The organism is Pseudomonas sp. B15(2017), from assembly GCF_002113215.1.
In the GTDB taxonomy this organism is placed as follows: Bacteria; Pseudomonadota; Gammaproteobacteria; order Pseudomonadales; family Pseudomonadaceae; genus Aquipseudomonas.
This window is the reverse complement of the sequence record NZ_NEJZ01000011.1, coordinates 1-17441: the sequence shown is the minus strand read 5'-3', so window position 1 is coordinate 17441 and position 17441 is coordinate 1. Positions and strand designations below refer to the sequence as shown.

The following is a 17441-nucleotide window of genomic DNA, read 5'->3' as shown; positions in this document are numbered from 1 at the left end:
GTCAGCGAATCCCGGCCAACAGCGTGCGCGCCGTTTGCTTGAGAGGTTCGTCAGCCTCTTTGAGCAGTTCGTTGAGCAAGGCAATGGCGCTATCGATATCGCCGTCATCGATGCAGGTCTGGGCCTGTTCGAGTTTGCCGGCGTTCTCGGCGTCCGAGGGTTCGGGTTCCGGGGCTTGCAGTTCCAGTGGCTCCAGGGAGAGCGCTGGGCCGGGATCGCCAAACTCGTTGAGAAAGTCCTCGTCCAGCGGCTGCGTTTCTGGTTCGACGATCCATTCCAGTTCAGCGGTTTCGGCATCGTCGGGCAGGGTTTCCGGCAGTTCGAAATCCTGTGGCAATACCTGCAGATCGGAGCCCAGCGTCGATGGAGCCTGCTCAGGTTCGGCGCTGGCCGGGCGAGCTTCCTCAAGATCCCAACTGGAGGCCATCGAGAGCTGGTCCAGATTCAGTTCGAAATTGTCTTCGACTACCGGTTCGACAGGCCCGGAGGATTCGATCGGCAGCTCGGCAATCACCGGGGCCGCCGCCACCAAAGGTGCGGCGCTGACCAGTTTCGGGTAGCGGGCGCGAATCTCCTGCAAGCGCTGATCCTCGACCCCGAGCTGACGCAGACGGGCTTCCTGCTCGTCATAGGCCGGCGAGTCGCCTTGCCGCCCCAGCACTTCGAGCAACTGCACGCCGAGGTCAATGCGCTCCGGCTCCCGCTGCAATGCATCACGCAATAAACCGGCAGCCTCGCTCAAGCGACCGTAGGCCAGATAAATGCCGACCGCTTCCAGCACATCGCCGTTGGCGTGGTCTTCGCGATGTTCGACCGCACTGTGCACGGCACTCGGCTGCATTGGTTCGGTGTCGTCGACCGGGAGTTCGTTTCGTACCGGCAGGAACGGCAACGGCGCAGCAGTCCCTTGCGCCTGCTGGCGTTGCCGGCGCACGTACAGCCCTGCCACCGATAATCCCAGGACCAGCAACAATCCGCCGAGCAGCGGCCAGTTGAGTAAATCCTCCTGAGACTCGACCGGGGCAATGACCGGCGCCGGCACAGGCACCACGGGTGTTGCGGGTGCCGGTGGTGCCTGTTGCACTTCAATCAGACGGGCCTGCAGCTCGCCGAGCTGTTTCTTGCCGTCAGCGATCAGCACTGCCTGGGCCTGAAGCTTCACGTTCAATTCATCGATGGTTTTTTGCAGTTGCTGGTTCTGCACAAGGCTCGCCGCCAATTGCTCGGCCTGCGCGTCAGCGACCGGGGCCGGTGGCTGCACGGGTGCAGCAGGTTTGGCCGGCGTCGTTGCGGAGGGAGACTCGGGGGTCGGGAATTCCGACGATTGCGCACGCGCAGTCGGCTCGTCGGTGGCCGGGACTATTCCCGGTGAACCCGGCGGGTCGATCAGCACGATGTATTCGCGCAGCAGGTGGCCATTGGGCTGATCGAGTTGCACCAGGAAATTCAGAAAGGGTTCATTGACCGGTTTACTGGAGGTCACCCGGATCATGTTGCGATTGCCGCGCAGAATCGGGGTGAACTTGAGGTCATTGAGAAAGAACACGCGTTCGATGCCGGCGCGGCCAAATTCGTCCGCCGAGGCCAGACGGATCGCCAGATCGCTTTCGCTGACGGCCCCGACATCCACCAGGGCGATGTCAGCCTTGAGTGGTTGATTGAGGGCCGAATGCACGGTGATGTCACCGAGCCCCAACGCCAATGATGCGGTGGACCAGGTGAGAACACCGGCCACCAACAGTGAGTTGGTGCAACGCAGTACCACGTGCCGACTTCCGAGCATGAGCATCCCTTAAATAAGCAAAACCGACTTCTATGCGTTCGCACATCCGGTACGAACACGATATTGCCCAGTAGTTCTTATAGTCCGCCCAGCGCGATCTCTCAAAAAAACGGCACGCGGTTATGCCTCAAGACTTTTCCAGGTTGGCCAGAATGTGCCCGTGAACCCGCATGCACACCTTCATGTCGGCCTCATCGATACCCTCGAACAATTCCTTGCGCAGTTGCGTGGCGATGGTTTCAATCTGTTCGATCAGCGGCAGGGCCGGTGAGCACAACACGATTTTCTTTGCCCGGCGGTCTTCCATTACAGACTGGCGTTGCACCAGTCCCTGGCTTTCCAGGCTGTCGAGCAGACGGGCCAGGGTCGGTCCTTCGACGCCGACGCTTTGCGCCAGCTCACGTTGGGTCGGCGCCTCTTCGAAACGCGCCAGATGCAGCAGCACCAGCCAGCGCGCCTGGGACAAACCCAGGCCGGCCAGCCGGCGATCCAGTTCGGCACGCCAGCCTCGGGACATCTGGGCCAATTGCATGCCAAAACGGTGTTGATCGGTTAACGGCATAAAACACTCATGATTAGACTGAACAAATAGAGAAAAACTAATTATTAGTCAGCTAAGCATGACATTTGCCTATAGGCAAGAGGCGCCCCGTACTGAATCGTTACAACCGCATGAGGGTTGGCACAAACGCCCTCTTACATTTCAAACTCCGATTGCAGCGCAGCCCGCACGCAGTACAGCACGCCTTCCGGTACACGACCGGCAAACAGCTCGGCCACTTCGGCGACGGACGGCAGTTCGCCTTCGCCGTCCAGGAATGCGTCCTGGACTTCACCCATCAGGTCTTCCGGCAAATCCAGCGCCTGTTCCAGCGACAACTGCTGCTTGCCGATGGCTTCGGCGAGCATGGCGTAGACGTTTTTTTCCGAGCACTGCAACTGACCGGAAATCTGCAACGGTGTCATGCCGGCGCGGGCCAGAGTGATCAGTTCGTGGCGCACGTCGGCCACGACTTTCGGTGCCTCGGCCTCGCCGCCGAGCACTTCGAGGAAAGCTTCGCCGTAACGCTCCAGCTTGCGCGCACCGACGCCGCTGACCCGGGCCATGTCGGCCAGCGAGGTCGGCTGGCTGCGGAGCATTTCCAGCAGGGTCGAGTCGGGGAAGATGACGTACGGCGGCACGCCGTGTTCTTCCGCCAGTTTGCGCCGCAGGGCACGCAACGCTTCCCACTGTTCGCGCTCTTCGCCCCGCACGAGCTGGCTGGCCTGGCTCTTGCTGCCGCTCTTGGCGGTGATTTGTGGCTTGAGGTCGCGGCGCAGCTCCAGGCTCACTTCGCCCTTGAGCAGCGGCCGGCAGGTGTCGCTCAAACGCAGCCCGCCGTAGCCTTCATGATCGACGTCCGCCAGGCCACGGGCGACCAATTGGCGGAACAGCGAACGCCATTCGCTCTCCCCCAGCGCCTTGCCCACGCCGAACACAGACAGGTGCTGATGGCCGAAGCTGCGAACCTTTTCGTTGTCTTTGCCCAGCAACACGTCCACCAGATGGCCGACGCCGTAACGCTGCCCGGTGCGGTAGATCGCCGACAGCGCCTGACGCGCAGGCTCGGTGGCGTCCCAGGTCTGCACGCCGTCGATGCAGTTGTCGCAGTGGCCACATGGCTCGGGCATGTCTTCGTCGAAATACGCCAGCAGTGCCTGACGGCGGCAGCGGGTTTCTTCGCAGAGCGAGAGCATGGCGTCGAGCTTGTGCTGCTCCAGACGCTTATGGCGTTCGTCGCCCTCGGAGTTCTGCAGCATCTGCTTGAGCATCACCACGTCTTGCAGACCGTAGGCCATCCACGCGTCCGCCGGCAGACCGTCACGGCCTCCGCGCCCGGTTTCCTGGTAATAGGCTTCAAGGGATTTAGGCAGATCAAGGTGAGCGACGAAGCGCACGTTAGGCTTGTCGATACCCATGCCGAACGCCACGGTGGCGACCATGATCAAGCCTTCCTCGTTGAGGAAGCGCTTCTGGTGATAGGCGCGCAGATCGTTGGGCAGACCGGCGTGGTACGGCAGCGCCGGGAAGCCCTGCTCGGTGAGAAACGCGGCCACCTCTTCGACCTTCTTGCGTGACAGGCAGTAGACGATGCCGGCATCGCTGCGCCGCTCGGCGAGGAACGCCAGCAACTGCTTGCGCGGCTGCTCCTTGGGCACGATGCGGTAGAAGATGTTCGGCCGGTCGAAGCTCGACAGGAAACGCTCGGCGTTCTGCAAATGCAGACGGGTGACGATTTCTTCCCGGGTACGCTTGTCGGCGGTGGCAGTCAGGGCGATGCGCGGCACGTCGGGGAACATTTCCGCCAGTTGCCCCAGTTGCAGGTATTCCGGGCGGAAGTCGTGGCCCCATTGCGACACGCAGTGCGCTTCGTCGATAGCGAACAGGGCGATGTTCAAGCCTTGCAGAAATGACAGCATCCGCGGCTGCACCAGACGCTCCGGCGCCAGATAGAGCATTTTCACTTCGCCACGCTTGATCCGGTTGGCGAGGTCGCGCTGTTGTTCAGCGCTTAATGTGGAGTTCAACGCGGCGGCGGCCACGCCCAGCTCTTCGAGGGTGGCGACCTGATCGTCCATCAGCGCGATCAGCGGCGACACCACCACCGCCAGGCCGTCGCGCAGCAGCGCCGGCACCTGGAAGCACAGCGACTTGCCGCCGCCGGTCGGCATCAGGACAAGGGCATCACCACCACTGGCCACGCGCTCAATGATTGCACCCTGACGGCCACGGAAACTGTCGTAGCCGAAGATGTCCTTGAGGACGCGTTGAGCCTGTTCGAGCATAAAAACTCCAAAAATCCACCGAAACATCCCTGCACAGGCTGGTTCAAGACAGCCGAGGCTGCTTTAAACAAAACGTAAGGGCGCATTGCATGACGCCGTACGGATTCAGCCGCGACACCGGCAGGGATCGCAAAGCGCGGCAGTATACCCGAGCCCTCCCCGGCAAAGGGCACCGCCGATAAGAAGCTTGTGCGGGCAAATCTGCCGTGCGGCTGGCTTGAGGGCTCAAGAAGGCCTAGAATTCCCGCATTGTTTATTCCCCAAGGTAGCCCTTTAATGTCCTTCGCCGAGCAACTAACCCGCCTGCAAGTCTTCCTCGACGCCGACGAGCTGCATGAAGAGGCGCTGGACTACGTGGCCGCACACGGTTACCTGACTGCTCTGTCGATCTGCGCCGATGTGGTGCCGGATCGTGAGTGGATCGACGCCCTGTTCGCCGAAGAGCCGCATTACAGCAGCGAAGCCCAGCGTGAAGAGATCGAAGCCACGCTGATCGGCCTGAAAGCTCACATCGCCCGCCAACTGGCGTCGGATGAAGAATTCGAGCTGCCATGCGAACTGGACCTGGGCGACGAGCCGGACGATTCCGAACTGCGCGGCTGGTGCATCGGCTTCATGGAAGGCGTGTTCCTGCGCGAAGCGGCCTGGTTCGAAACCGCCGAGGAAGAAGTCAGCGAAATGCTCCTGCCGATCATGGTCGGTTCGGGCCTGTTCGACGAACAGCCCGAGTTCGAAGATATCGCCAGGGACGCCAACCTGATGGACGACATGATCGTGCAGATTCCAGAAGCCCTGACCGCGCTGTACCTGCTGTGCCAGGCACCTGACGAAAAACCGGCGATCCTCAAGCCACGTCACCACTAAGATCCGGCCTATGGACAACCCCATAGGCAAGCGCTCCCTGATGTTGCGCTACATCCTGCTGGCCACCGGCTGGCTGAGCGTGGCATTGGGGGTGATCGGGATCTTCCTGCCTGTTCTCCCCACGACTCCCTTCCTGCTGCTGGCAGCTGCCTGCTTCGCCCGCAGCTCTCCGCGTTTCTATCAATGGCTGGTCGAGCATCCCCGGCTCGGGCCATGGATCCGCGACTACCTCAATGGCAACGGCATTCCGCTCAAGGGCAAGGTCTACGCGATCGGGCTGATGTGGGCGAGCATTCTGTTCTCATGCTACCTGGTGCCGCTGCCGTGGGCGCGCGGGTTCATGTTGACGAGTGCGGTGTTGGTGACGGTCTACATTCTGCGACAGAAAACCCTGCACAAACGCTGAGCGCTCAGCGACCGCTGGTCTAAAAAACCTGCGCACCTGTCAGATCTGACAGTACCTCTCCCTCCTCCCCTCAGGTTCAATAAAAAACCGTCTGCGATCCCATTGCGTGCTCGTTCAGGAGTTTCGTCATGCCCACCAAAAGCCTGCTTCTGTTTCCCGATCTCAATCAGCCCGTCACAAGGGCGCTTCGGCCCATGCAGATCAGCGGCGCAGTCGCGCCGGTCGTGGATGCCGATGGCGGGATCAATATTGCAGTGGTCGAGGAAAGCGCCAACGGCGTGCTGTGCGTAATTGTGGCGTACCTCGACATGCTGGAGGGTGATAAAAATGTCGTTTACTGGGATGACGTTCCGGTGCTCACCCGAATGGTTGAAGCGGGGGAAAAAGACAAGCACCTGTTCTTTTATCTGCCCAAAGCGCTGTTCTCTCCCGGTCTGCATGAATGCTTTTATGAGTTGACCCGGTTTGGCGAAACCGCGCCGGACGATCCCTCTGTGTTGTCACTGTTTCGGATCAAACTCACCAGCCCCGGTGGCCGAGACAGGGAACCCCATCTACCCGACGGGCACTCCGAACTGCACATCGCGCAACTGCCGCAGGAAATCATCGATCAGGGAGTGATCGACGCCGAGTGGGCGAAAAAAGGCATTCCGCTGACTGTTCGTGCCTACCCGGAAATCACACTGCGAGACACGATTCTGATGCGCTGGGGCAGCCATACCCTGGCGCCGCACCTTGTTACACAAGCTCAGGCAGAGGGCAAGGACCCCATCGTGATCGTCGCCAAACAGGAAGACATTCTGGCCGGTGGCGACAGCCCGACGCTGGAAATCAAGTACGACCCTCACGATGAAGTATGGAACTGGTCTTCCCGGCACTCCAAACGCACTCGGATTGCCGTCGACGCCGGCGCCTGGCGGCTGCAAGCCCCGATCATCAAGGAATCGGTTAATGGGATCATCACCATCATCAACTTGAATAAGGAGAACGTCACGGTCCAGGTCCCTATCGCGGGCTCAGATTTCGCGCTGAAAGATTCAATTGAAATGACCTGGATCGGCACCCCTTTTACTGGCAAGCCGTTGATTCACACCGAAACCAAACTGGTGGAAAGCATCCCGAGTGTCTTGCCATTCGAGGTGCCGTACGCGCAAGTCCGCGCCATCGCCATGGGCCGGGCTGATGCCTCCTACGTGCTGACGAAAGCGGACGGAAGTCCGCCGCTATCCTCCAAACGCGAATTTGCCGACGTGGTGGGTGACGTTTCAATGCCGGACGCACCGACGATTCTCGAGTTGCTGGGCGACATACTCGAGCCGCACAGGCCTTACGCCACGGTGCGAATCGGGTACGCAGCCATTGCCAATGGCGATCTGGTCGCCGGTCACTGGATAGGTGAAAAGTCCAACGGTCAGCCCTATGTCCATGAGTTCACTCATGCCGTCAGTGACAACGAGGCAAAAGAAGGCTTTTTCACTGTTGACGTCGGCGCAGAGCACATCAACGTGCTCGACAACGGCCGTCTCGATCTTTGGTATACCGTGTCCAATGACAAACCGGAGTTCTACGGCATCAGTGATTCAGAGCATCTGTTGGTCAGGGTACAAGGCGTCACCGCGACACTGCGCAGGCCCGAGGTGGAGGAAGCCGGCAAAAATCCAGATGTGCTCGACCCATCCAAAGTCTTCGATGTCGTCCACATATTCATCGAAAATCCGCCGACGCAAAAAGACGACATCGTGACCTGGTATTGGCAAGCGACCCATCCGTTCGGCAGCATCAGCGACTGGGTGCCCATCACCTCGCTGAGCGCCGGTAAACCGCTGCGTTTCAGGGTGCCTGCGGAATATGTCACTCGCAATATCGGGCAGTACGTCAAGGTGCGTTACTCGCTAAAGCACGCGACCACAGGTTTATACAGTCACTCCGCCGTACTCGACCTGCTGATCGGGTCGCTCGTAGGTGAATTGCCACCGCCACAAGTCAAACAGGCACCGAACGCCATACTAAAAGCAATGGATGGGCTGAATGGTGTTGATGTCAACGTCAGCTACGACACTATGGATCCGGCCCTCGATATCATTCCCCTACATTGGATCGGCACTCCAGGCGCTGGTACATCAACAGATCTTGAGCTGCCCGGGCACAGCAGTGGTAGCGTGAACTTTCACCTTCCCCTGACGATTATCGGTCCAAATATCAACAAAACTGTGGACGTGAAGTACTTCGTGCGCCGCTATGGCCACGAGACAGAATCAGAGTCGTTGGGCCTGAGAGTAACGGGATTCGACGACCCCGAGAACGATCTGCCTCGCCCACAAGTGCGTCAGTCAGCCAACCAGATTCTCGACCTGATGACGTTCAGTGGCGATGCCAACACGCTCGTATCCAAGTGGCATTACATCGCACTCAAGCAACGCATTTGGCTGAGGCTGGAAGGCAAGACAGCAGCGGGCAGCGACCACGTCATCCGGATGCTCGATGGCGTCGAGATCACGCCGGCGCAGGTCAGCAGCGGGCTGAATGAAGTGCTGCTCAGAAGCGAGTTGATGAAACTGGGGCATTCCACACCGGCAAACGTGATTTGCAAAGTCTCGTTTGATGGCACCAATCAGGAAGTCAATGCGATTGAGTTCCCGAAATTATCGCTGACGATCAGAACCCGGTACGACTGGCTGACGCCGAAGATCACCCATGTGACTGACGCCAATGGGGAGGTTACAGAGGGCGGCGAAACCTTCTTTGAGCAGGTCACCATCAAAGGCACCGCGACCCGGGATGAGAAGGTCGAGATTTTCGATGGCTCCACCTCGCACGGCAATGTTGACGTTGGGGTTGATGGCATCTGGAGCAAGACCCTGCTCAACCTCCAGATCAAGGATTATCACATTACAGCTCACGCTCTATATGCAGCGGACCCGGTTTCCAGCCTGATACGGGCCTTTACGGTGAAGGCGGCGGTGCCACCCACCATCACCAATGCCCAGGATTCCAAAGGCACCGTGATTCCAGATCGCGGCACCACCGTCGACACAACCGTGAAACTGACGGGCAGCGCCAGCGAGGGCGAGCAGGTGGAGATCTTCGACGGCGCCGCCAGCAAGGGCAACGCCACAGCGGACCCATCGACCGGCATCTGGACCAAGGACCTTACGGGCCTGAGCGTGGCAACGCACAGCTTCACCGCCAAAGCACTGTATGGCGCGGGTCAGACTTCGGGGGCACGGACACTGACCGTGACTGCGGTGGTGGCCCCCACCATCACCAATGCCCAGGATTCCAAAGGCACCGTGATTCCAGATCGCGGCACCACCGTCGACACAACCGTGAAACTGACGGGCAGCGCCAGCAAGGGCGAGCAGGTGGAGATCTTCGACGGCGCCGCCAGCAAGGGCAACGCCACAGCGGACCCATCGACCGGCATCTGGACCAAGGACCTTACGGGCCTGAGCGTGGCAGCGCACAGCTTCACCGCCAAAGCACTGTATGGCGCGGGTCAGACTTCGGGGGCACGGACACTGACCGTCGAAGTTCACACCGCTCCGTCGCTCGATTCAGTAAGAGACTCCCGTGGTGAACTGCAGAACAATGGAGCGACCACAGACACTTCAGTCGCGTTGCAAGGTCGGGTAACGCCTCTGCATCAGGTCCAGATCTACGATGGAGGCACGCCAAAACACAATACGACTGCTCTGAGCACCGGTATTTGGACCACTACGCTGGCAGTAGGACTGGGTGGACATACCATCACCGCACGGGCTGTAACGACCGGACAAACGTCAAACGCACGAACCTTCACCGTCAACTCGCCGATTCCACCACTGAATTTCAACACAAGCCCGGTGACGTTGAGCGGCAAGATCTACCTGATTCCCGGCAGCCCGCAGACCCTTCCAGCTTTCGGTCCGGGAACCTCCGTTCAACATCAAGCGTCTGGAGGCCAACCCAGTTATCGGTATTCCTCCGAAAACACCGCGGTGGCTCATGTTGATGGCGGCAACGGTCTGGTAACCGTCAGGGGACTAGGTACAACAAGGATTACAGTCACGGATGCCGCCAACCAGACAAAGAGCTATACCGTAACCGTGACAGGCGTCATCCAATGTATCGCGCTGGGTAGTAATTGGTGGTCGCACATTATGGACGCTGCTCGTAACCAGGGAGCAAGGGTGCCTTCGTTGGGCGAGTTACGGGAAATACACAGCGCTTATGGAGGCCGCTGGCCATTGGGTAACGGAATGTATTGGACGTGGGAGGAAAGGCCTGTGCCTATCAACCCCAACCCGTTTTATCACTGTAAAAATCTGGTAACCGGAGCGGAAAATCACCACATGGCTATCACAATCCAACTTGGAGTTGGCATCAAACCTTAAGCATCGTTCCTGGACACTCTTGCGCTAAGAGTGTCCAACGGCATCAGGCAAAACCAATTAACTGAAATGACAAGGCCGCTGCTCATCGACAGAGCAGCGGCCGTTAGGGTATCTCGCTGATTACGAAACACCTTCCCTTTACCAAACAGTAGTTAAAAGCTGTACCGCCCCCCAAGACTCACCCCAAACGGCTGCTCAATATGCTCCCCATTGGAATAGTCCAGATCGACATGCACCTGCCACTTCTCCGACAGGGCCACCGCCACCCCCGCACCAAACTCCGCCCGGGAACCTGACAAGTCATTGTTGAATACGTTGTTTTCGTTGACCTTGACCTTGTTGTTATTGGCGAACTCATGGGCAATGGCCGCGCGCGCATAAGGTTGCGCCACAGCACCGTTGCCGATATCAAAATTGCGCCCGAACGTGGCGCCAGCCTTGCCCAGGAATGAGCGAGTGCGATCGCCATCGGCCTGCATGTCGTTGTCCAGGCTGAAGCGTTTGCCCTGGATCTGCGCGGCTGAAAACTGCGCGAAAGGTTCGATGAAGTAATCGTTGCTCAACTTGATGTGACGACCAGCCTCAACCGATGCACTGAAACCCCAGTTATCGTAATCGCCCTTGGCACGCGTGCCGTCACTCATTCCAACCTTGGCCTCATTACGAAAGCGGTTGAATTTCAGCACGCCATCAACGTAGTAGCCGGTGTCGCGGTCCATCCACGTCACGTAAGGCCCGAAGTAGTAACTCTTGACCGTGCCTGAAGTACCGTGTTCAAGATTCAGGTCCGATTGACTGTAGCCCCCATCACGCCCACCAGAACATCGCTGTCATTCACCCGGGCATCAGCTCCGAGGGAAAGCCCTTGCTGGTTCTGCCTGTACGCCACACCGGAGCTTTCTGACACGTTGTACTGATTGCCATAGGTGCGTGCCCAGGCGCCCGGCTGGCCACCGTTGAAGCGCAACTCACCCATGCGGCTGCGCAGTGAACTGGCTTCTCCGTACAACAGGGTGATCGGAGAGTTGAACAGGGCCAGCACCGCACTGGCACCAGGGCTGATCACCTGGGTGGTCGGATCGAGGAACCATTCAGTGCCGCCGGTTCCAACCGGTCGCTGGGCCAGGTCATAGGACCAGGTGCCGAGATCCACTCGCCCGCCTGTCAAAGCAAATTGCGCATCGCCAGCGGCGGTGTGCACCAGGGTCAGTTGCTGTGGATTGACTGCGTCCAGACCGGACGCCGCCACCAGCAAACCGAACTGCCCGGTCGCCACACCGGTGACGTTGAGGAAGTCATGCTGCCCCGTGGCGAAGTTGCCCTTCATGGCGAAAGTGCTGGAACCATCGGGCGAGCCGGCCAGCGTACCGACGTTCAACTGGTAAAAGGTATTCGGCACATCCTGCGCACCAAAGCGAACCGTCCCGCCATTCATCGCGAGCGTTCCTACGGTGTCGTTGCCCGTCAGGGTCCAGATCGCACCACTGTTGACGGTCACGGCATTGACCTTGTCGAGACGGCCGGTGAACTGCGAACTGTTCTGCAGGGTGACGTTGGCGGTCGAACCGTTTTCGACCAGCACATCGCCGGTCATCCGGCCTTGATCGAAGGTCAGGTTGCCGGTGCTGTTGCCGGCGATGTTGATGTTGCCCTGCAACTCGCTGTTGGCGACGGTCATGGCGGCGGTGGAGGCACCCTGGACGTCGAGCAGATTATTGTTCCCGGCAAGCAGCCGGGCGCCGTTCGACAGGTTGATGGTTGCATTGGTCCCGCGATCAACCAGAACTGCAGATCCGTTGATGCCTTGAACAGTGGCGTTATCCAGCGAGAGCGTACGGGCGCCGACATTGGCCGTATCGTTGACCATGCGCACGCCTGTCGCCTGACCGGTGATGACCGTCCCGGCGGAGGCGTTCAACGCGCCGCCAAGAAGATTCGCACCAATGCCATTGCTGCCAGTACCGGTCACTTGCGTATTGGCCAGCGACAAAGTGCTGAGCCCCGTGACTTGCGCGCCGAAAACATCACCACGGATCTGACTGTTGGAAACATCCACAGTAGAGCCGCCAGCGGCAATCGAAGAACGGTTGACGGCCAGACCGATGTCGTCGCTGGTCACATTGGCCTGGTTGATGGTGCCCCGGCTGCTGGTGACCAGAATGCCTTCGACGCCAGGATTGCTGACGACCGTGGCGCCATTGATGGTCAGTGTCGATCCGGATCGAATGGTAATTGACTGGGTGGTGGCACCATTGACATTCAACACTGCGTTGTTACGCACCAGATAATCGATCGGCGTTGTCGTCGAATCGATATTCAGCGTCGTGTTATCGACAATGGTGGCTGCCAGTATGCCGCCGCTGGAAATGGAAATGGCTGGCATGACCATCAGAATACTCAACGCGTCTTTTACAGAAAGACGTTCAAGCCGCCCGCCAAATATTCTCATGACTTACCCACCTCTGATATACCCGTGCAAAAGTGCGAAATGCATTTTCGTAAAGAAATAGAGCGCGAAAACTAATCGGATTCCTCAAAAAAAAATGTAGGACAAGTCCGATAAACAAGGAAGAAAAATCCCTGACACTGATTTTATAAAAACGGGAGGCAACAGCCTCCCGTTTTTTTCTTTCAAATACTACAAGGTGTCGCATCACCATGCCTCATGAGCACCCTGACCAGGTGTCGCACTGACGGTGTAGGCCGCCCATCAATCACGGCTTCATAACTCACCGCCCCCCATGCATTTCCTGTATCAAGAAACTGCTGATACGGAAAGCGTATGGTAAAACCATTTTGCACATCCGAAGAATCCGGCTTATATGTAACCTTATCGTTATTACCCGGTATCTCAGTATTACCAGCGGAATCACTGTAGCCCTGATAAGTAAAAGTCAACGTCTGACCTTCCAGTTGCGGTTCTCCCCCCGGAATAAAAACCTCGATACATTTTATAAGCTCTGGATGGCTTTGCAATGAAGGGCAATTCAAATAACCAAAATCCGGATCGAGATGCTGGAAGGTTGCCTGAGGCACACTCCCCGGTCTGATGAACACATCTACATCCCGCGGCAGTGAGCGCTCTTCGTTATCGTTCACATCAGGATTGGTGACCTTATAAGTCACTGGAACTTCAGTGCCGTTCCCACCAGCATCTACAACTGACCAATCAATTGTCCAATCCAGGTCAGTCTCCGTACCATCCAACTGAAGAACACCGCCTTCAGCGTCTGTAACTTCAACTCCGTTCCAGATCAGAGTGGCAATATCCTTATCCTTGATACCCAGGTAAGCGGCCACTGTTACGTCAACATCCTGATCCTTGTCCAGCACCGTCAAAACGTTTATCGGATTGCCGCCCGCCCCTTGAACATCGACTGGAAGAAAATCGGGATTTGGGTCATCTGGACCTTCGCCGTCCCCTGGCCGGCGCAGATCGACTAGTACAGCGTCGTTTTTGGGGGGATTACTGGCAGGATGTCGAACCGTTCCACGTTTTATTTGATAGCTGACCTCAATGGTTTTTTCTCCGAGATCACCGTTATGCCAGTACGAATAAGGAATCTCTACATAAGTAGGGAAGCCAGCGATTTTTTGTGCTGGCACTACAACGCCATCGACGGTGACCTCAAGTTCATCACCCTCCACAAAATTGTCGTACTCAGCTTCGATCCCTACTCCAGGGCGCATCCGAGCGTCGGCGAGGTCGATCTTCTTCGGTGCCATGTCGTTATCAAACAGCGGAATACTTGGAGGTAGCAGATTTGCTGGAGGGTCCGTCAATGTTACGTTCACTCGTTTGAAAGGCGAATTTAGACTTCGGTTGCCTTTCCGATCCGTACGATAGTAAAAAATCGCTCTCTCACCCTCTTCATTTCCGACCATTGCGGTCGTCAGATTAAAGGTAACGGGATCAAGAGAATCGACAACAGTAAAATCTCCTACGTGTACCGGTGTCGGAAATGTCGAGCCAAAATAACATTCATACTTGTCCCCTATTTTTATATCGGCGACCCTTGGCATGGTAATCAGGACAAAACCGTTGGCATCCAGATAAGGCTTGGTAATCCCGTTGGCCTCCACCTCCGGAGGAAGAGAAACAAGACCGCTGACATCAGGTGGCGCAGTGTCGATATTGATGAGCAGATCCGGAATATCTTTAGTGTTCCCGCCATGATTGAGTACATAGCTCAACAAGTGCGGACCCGAGACATTCGTAAGCCCTGCTGGCAATACCATTGGAATTTCAAGAATTACAGGATCAAGAGGGGTTCGGTAGGTATACCGGGTGCCTTGCCGAGTGCCATTCCAAGTCAGATCTATAAACCCGTCAACGGGAGGATCATCGTCAGACCCGTCGAACCTGAGGACATTCACTTTCAATGCAAAACCCTGATACTGTTTGTGCAATTGATTCGGTTCATCGTCCATCTCATCAGGCAGCAGAGGATTATCATCATCCAGCTCAGGCGCTTCATAGCCCGCTTTCGGTGAATTTCGGAGAATACTCAAATAACGCTCACGACTTTGTACCGGGGTCAACTTAATGACATTTTTCATTTTGCTCATCCTTTCAATGACTTGATTAAATGACAAAGGGTATTGCATCCCCGTGCCAGAACACCTGGAACCAACCGCAAATCAAAAAACACTGCATTGGCACGACTGTGCGCATCAGCAGTTATTACACGCACAAACTTCCTGAAACACTTGCCCTTCGGGGAAATCACTCATTACAAAGATCCTTATCCGGTCCACAGACTTCCCCGCTGGGCATGGTTCTATTGATGATTACAAAATCCGGCCTCGACTCTCCCCGCCCACCATTGCTCTTTCTCAAAAAATAACGACAGAGCGCCGATCCGTTATTGACCATGGGCGCAATCAACTTTTGATAGTCCGTCACCAGCACGTCAAAACCATTGCGTGCCTCATCAATACTCAGCGTTTTCGGGAAAGAGTCTGCAGCGCCCGCAATAGGAGAAGTACCGTTGGGGCCCAGACACCCTTGCCAATGCAGCTCGACAACGTCGTTCTCGTCGAACGCGTCATTCCCTTTGACATGAACTTTTACATGCACCCACAACCGCGGGTTGGCGCAGCAATTGAGTAGCCCTTGTCGCCCGCCATCCGGGAAGGTCGGCTCGGGCAGATTCCTGATGATGATGATTGCCACGTTCACCAGGGTCGTCGGGGCCAACTGCTGATTCACACCGTTATCGGTGACGTAGCGCACGGGTAGTACGGGGTTTTCCTTGTCCAGGTCGATAAACGCCCAGGGGATGCTGAAGAAAATGATCTTCCCGGCCGTGTCCCCAGGCTGAACCTCGTACTCCGCGACGGGTGTGCTGATGGCTCCCCAATACAGAAAGACCTTTTCCCCCGGTACGGGATCGTCATGAAGCGCCAGTTGCCCTTCGGCAGGCAATTCGTAGTCATCGGGCAGCAGCTTGTTCAGCTCTTTTGAAACGGCGCCGTAAATCTCGACCTTTGCCAGCCTGGTGTTCAACAGTGCAGGTGCGTCGGGATGGTCTTGACCTGCGACTGTAAAGTTGTAGGGCACGGTTGTTTCAGGTGACGGCAGCGTCGGTATCCCGCCCCGGCTGACGCGGTAGTCGACATGCGCGTCCATGGGCCCGAGCCCGTCAGCCGTCAGCGTTGCCCAGGGCACGGTCGCGGTGAGTGGAAATGCCGCAGGATCGACATCAAGCGGTGCAAGATCATGACCGTTCCACCGGATCAGAAGTTCGTCGGAAGCATCCGGGTTGTCATAAGGGTCGATTTCGACCGTAACAGCCTTCTGGTTCGTGGCCCCTTCGCGGGCATGCTCGCGGTCGATCAATCCCCGGATCGACAAGGGCACACGAGGCGGCTTGAGGTTGCCGGGGCCGGGTCTCAGATCGACAAACACCGGCAACAGCGTGGCGCGCGGCCCGATGTTGCCGGCCCAGTCACGCAACTTGTAATAAAAATATCGTGGGCCGTGCCCTCTGGCCCGAATGTCCGCTTCATAAATCGTGATGATCAACTGTTTCTGATCGATGTCCGGCTGGCTGAACTCTTGCTCGCGAATTTCCTGCTCCGAATCCGGCGGATTGTCGCTGTCGGTCAGGAAATAGATCGCACGATCCCGTGCCTTGGCATCCACATAAAACGGGACTTGAAACCTGACCTCGCCAAAACGGGTGAGATAGTCGTCGGTAATGACGTCACCGGGAACGTTCAGCAATATCAGGGCTCCGGGGCTTTGCCCATCATCCGGAGGCAGCCGATCTACCGTCACTCGAGTATCAAAGGAATTTTTCTTGTTCCCACCGTAATTCAACTCGTAGGACAAGGCGTAAATGCCATGCGCCAGCTTGTCCCGCGGGACTTTCAAGACCTTCTCACCCGGCGTATCGAATGTATCTTTGTACACCGGAGTGAAAGAGCCGCCCTCCAGCACCCAACTGATGGTAATGATGTAAGGGATGGGATCAGCGAAGGGGGGCGGTATCCAGTCGGGGACAATCACCTGCAGATCATCGCTTAAAGCACTGCGCGGCAGCAGCCCATCAGGACTTTCATCGCCGTTCTCATCCTTGAGGATGATCGGAACCCTGGGTTTTTCCAGTTCGGGATCTACAGAGTCGATCTGGTTTGGAGTCATCGGCATTACGGACGCCCTCTCACGAAATGGCCACGCCTCTTGAACATCTGCACGTTATCTGCAGGTTCATGATTCGTTGCTCTGACGTGATTTAACGGCGTTGCACATTCGCCGGCTACTGTCAGAAATTACAGGTTTTACTACCGTTCGTCGGGGATTGGGCTTGCAGTCAATTCGGCAGAGCGGCATAAACAGAAATGTTTAACAAACATACTCAGTGGCTGACCGACTCAGGCTACCCAGCCTCGCGCCGATGCCTACGCATCCTCCAGAATCCGCCGGTTTAGCGATGAGGCGTGGCGGCTCCGTCCAATCACGGAGATTCGCCATGATCAAACCCACGCCAAACCCGCCGGAAGTCGATTCGATTCGCCCTACGAAACCCTCGATTCAAAGAAACTCCATGGGACGGCGGGTTTTATCATTTCAGCCTTCAGGTCAACCGTTCGTCTTAAACCCGCCCGCACCTGTAATTTCTGACAGTAGCCAGCCTCGGTTCAGCGCCATTCAATACCTCCATCGCCCCGCCATTCGATCGGA

Annotated in this window: 8 protein-coding genes and 2 pseudogenes; 4 read left to right on the top strand and 6 right to left on the bottom strand. The window is 57.3% G+C overall.

What is annotated here, in order from left to right; genetic code table 11:
* Position 1: 1 nt before the first annotated feature.
* From CAF73_RS16945 to recQ, 3 genes are all read right to left on the bottom strand, one after another.
* Positions 2-1783 carry a FimV/HubP family polar landmark protein gene (locus tag CAF73_RS16945; protein ID WP_085703394.1) on the bottom strand — a complete coding sequence of 594 codons (1782 nt, stop codon included), beginning with the start codon at positions 1781-1783 and terminating at the stop codon, positions 2-4.
* A gap of 127 nt (positions 1784-1910) precedes the next feature.
* Complete coding sequence (locus tag CAF73_RS16940; RefSeq protein ID WP_085683049.1) at positions 1911-2345, bottom strand: MarR family transcriptional regulator; 435 nt, start codon at positions 2343-2345, stop codon at positions 1911-1913.
* 134 nt (positions 2346-2479) lie between these two features.
* Entirely contained in the window at positions 2480-4609 is a 2130-nt protein-coding gene (gene recQ, locus CAF73_RS16935; protein ID WP_085703315.1) for a DNA helicase RecQ, read from the bottom strand.
* A gap of 276 nt (positions 4610-4885) precedes the next feature.
* Here recQ and CAF73_RS16930 point away from each other — a divergent pair, with 276 nt between their 5' ends.
* The 3 genes from CAF73_RS16930 to CAF73_RS16920 all read left to right on the top strand — a co-directional run bounded on the left by CAF73_RS16930 (position 4886) and on the right by CAF73_RS16920 (position 10252).
* Positions 4886-5473 (top strand): YecA family protein, encoded by a 588-nt coding sequence (locus CAF73_RS16930; RefSeq protein ID WP_085699577.1) that lies wholly within the window; start codon positions 4886-4888, stop codon positions 5471-5473.
* Between the two features lie 10 nt (positions 5474-5483).
* A complete protein-coding gene (locus CAF73_RS16925) occupies positions 5484-5879 on the top strand; it encodes a YbaN family protein (RefSeq protein ID WP_085699579.1) in 396 nt (131 codons plus the stop codon).
* Between the two features lie 128 nt (positions 5880-6007).
* The gene (locus CAF73_RS16920; protein ID WP_085703314.1) at positions 6008-10252 is read left to right on the top strand and encodes a hypothetical protein; all 4245 of its coding nucleotides are present in this window, start codon (positions 6008-6010) and stop codon (positions 10250-10252) included.
* A gap of 152 nt (positions 10253-10404) precedes the next feature.
* Here the strand turns inward: CAF73_RS16920 and CAF73_RS16915 are convergent.
* The 3 genes and pseudogenes from CAF73_RS16915 to CAF73_RS16905 all read right to left on the bottom strand — a co-directional run bounded on the left by CAF73_RS16915 (position 10405) and on the right by CAF73_RS16905 (position 16907).
* Positions 10405-12701, bottom strand: a pseudogene (locus tag CAF73_RS16915) (autotransporter outer membrane beta-barrel domain-containing protein).
* Positions 12702-12883: 182 nt separating this feature from the next.
* Positions 12884-14812, bottom strand: a complete 1929-nt coding sequence (locus CAF73_RS16910; protein ID WP_176247744.1) for a hypothetical protein — start codon at positions 14810-14812, stop codon at positions 12884-12886.
* Positions 14813-14978: 166 nt separating this feature from the next.
* Positions 14979-16907 carry a hypothetical protein gene (locus CAF73_RS16905; RefSeq protein WP_227234797.1) on the bottom strand — a complete coding sequence of 643 codons (1929 nt, stop codon included), beginning with the start codon at positions 16905-16907 and terminating at the stop codon, positions 14979-14981.
* Positions 16908-17229: 322 nt separating this feature from the next.
* On the opposite strand from CAF73_RS16905, the pseudogene CAF73_RS30350 reads away from it, so the two are divergent.
* A pseudogene (locus CAF73_RS30350) lies at positions 17230-17441 on the top strand (hypothetical protein); the annotation flags it as partial.

What these genes read in the sequence shown, in the direction of transcription:
- CAF73_RS16940 (WP_085683049.1), bottom strand. Translation starts at nt 2,345, where the DNA reads ATGCCGTTAACCGATCAACACCGTTTTGGCATGCAATTGGCCCAGATG.
- CAF73_RS16905 (WP_227234797.1), bottom strand. Translation starts at nt 16,907, where the DNA reads ATGCCGATGACTCCAAACCAGATCGACTCTGTAGATCCCGAACTGGAA.
- CAF73_RS16920 (WP_085703314.1), top strand. Translation starts at nt 6,008, where the DNA reads ATGCCCACCAAAAGCCTGCTTCTGTTTCCCGATCTCAATCAGCCCGTC.
- recQ (WP_085703315.1), bottom strand. Translation starts at nt 4,609, where the DNA reads ATGCTCGAACAGGCTCAACGCGTCCTCAAGGACATCTTCGGCTACGAC.
- CAF73_RS16945 (WP_085703394.1), bottom strand. Translation starts at nt 1,783, where the DNA reads ATGCTCGGAAGTCGGCACGTGGTACTGCGTTGCACCAACTCACTGTTG.
- CAF73_RS16930 (WP_085699577.1), top strand. Translation starts at nt 4,886, where the DNA reads ATGTCCTTCGCCGAGCAACTAACCCGCCTGCAAGTCTTCCTCGACGCC.
- CAF73_RS16910 (WP_176247744.1), bottom strand. Translation starts at nt 14,812, where the DNA reads ATGAAAAATGTCATTAAGTTGACCCCGGTACAAAGTCGTGAGCGTTAT.
- CAF73_RS16925 (WP_085699579.1), top strand. Translation starts at nt 5,484, where the DNA reads ATGGACAACCCCATAGGCAAGCGCTCCCTGATGTTGCGCTACATCCTG.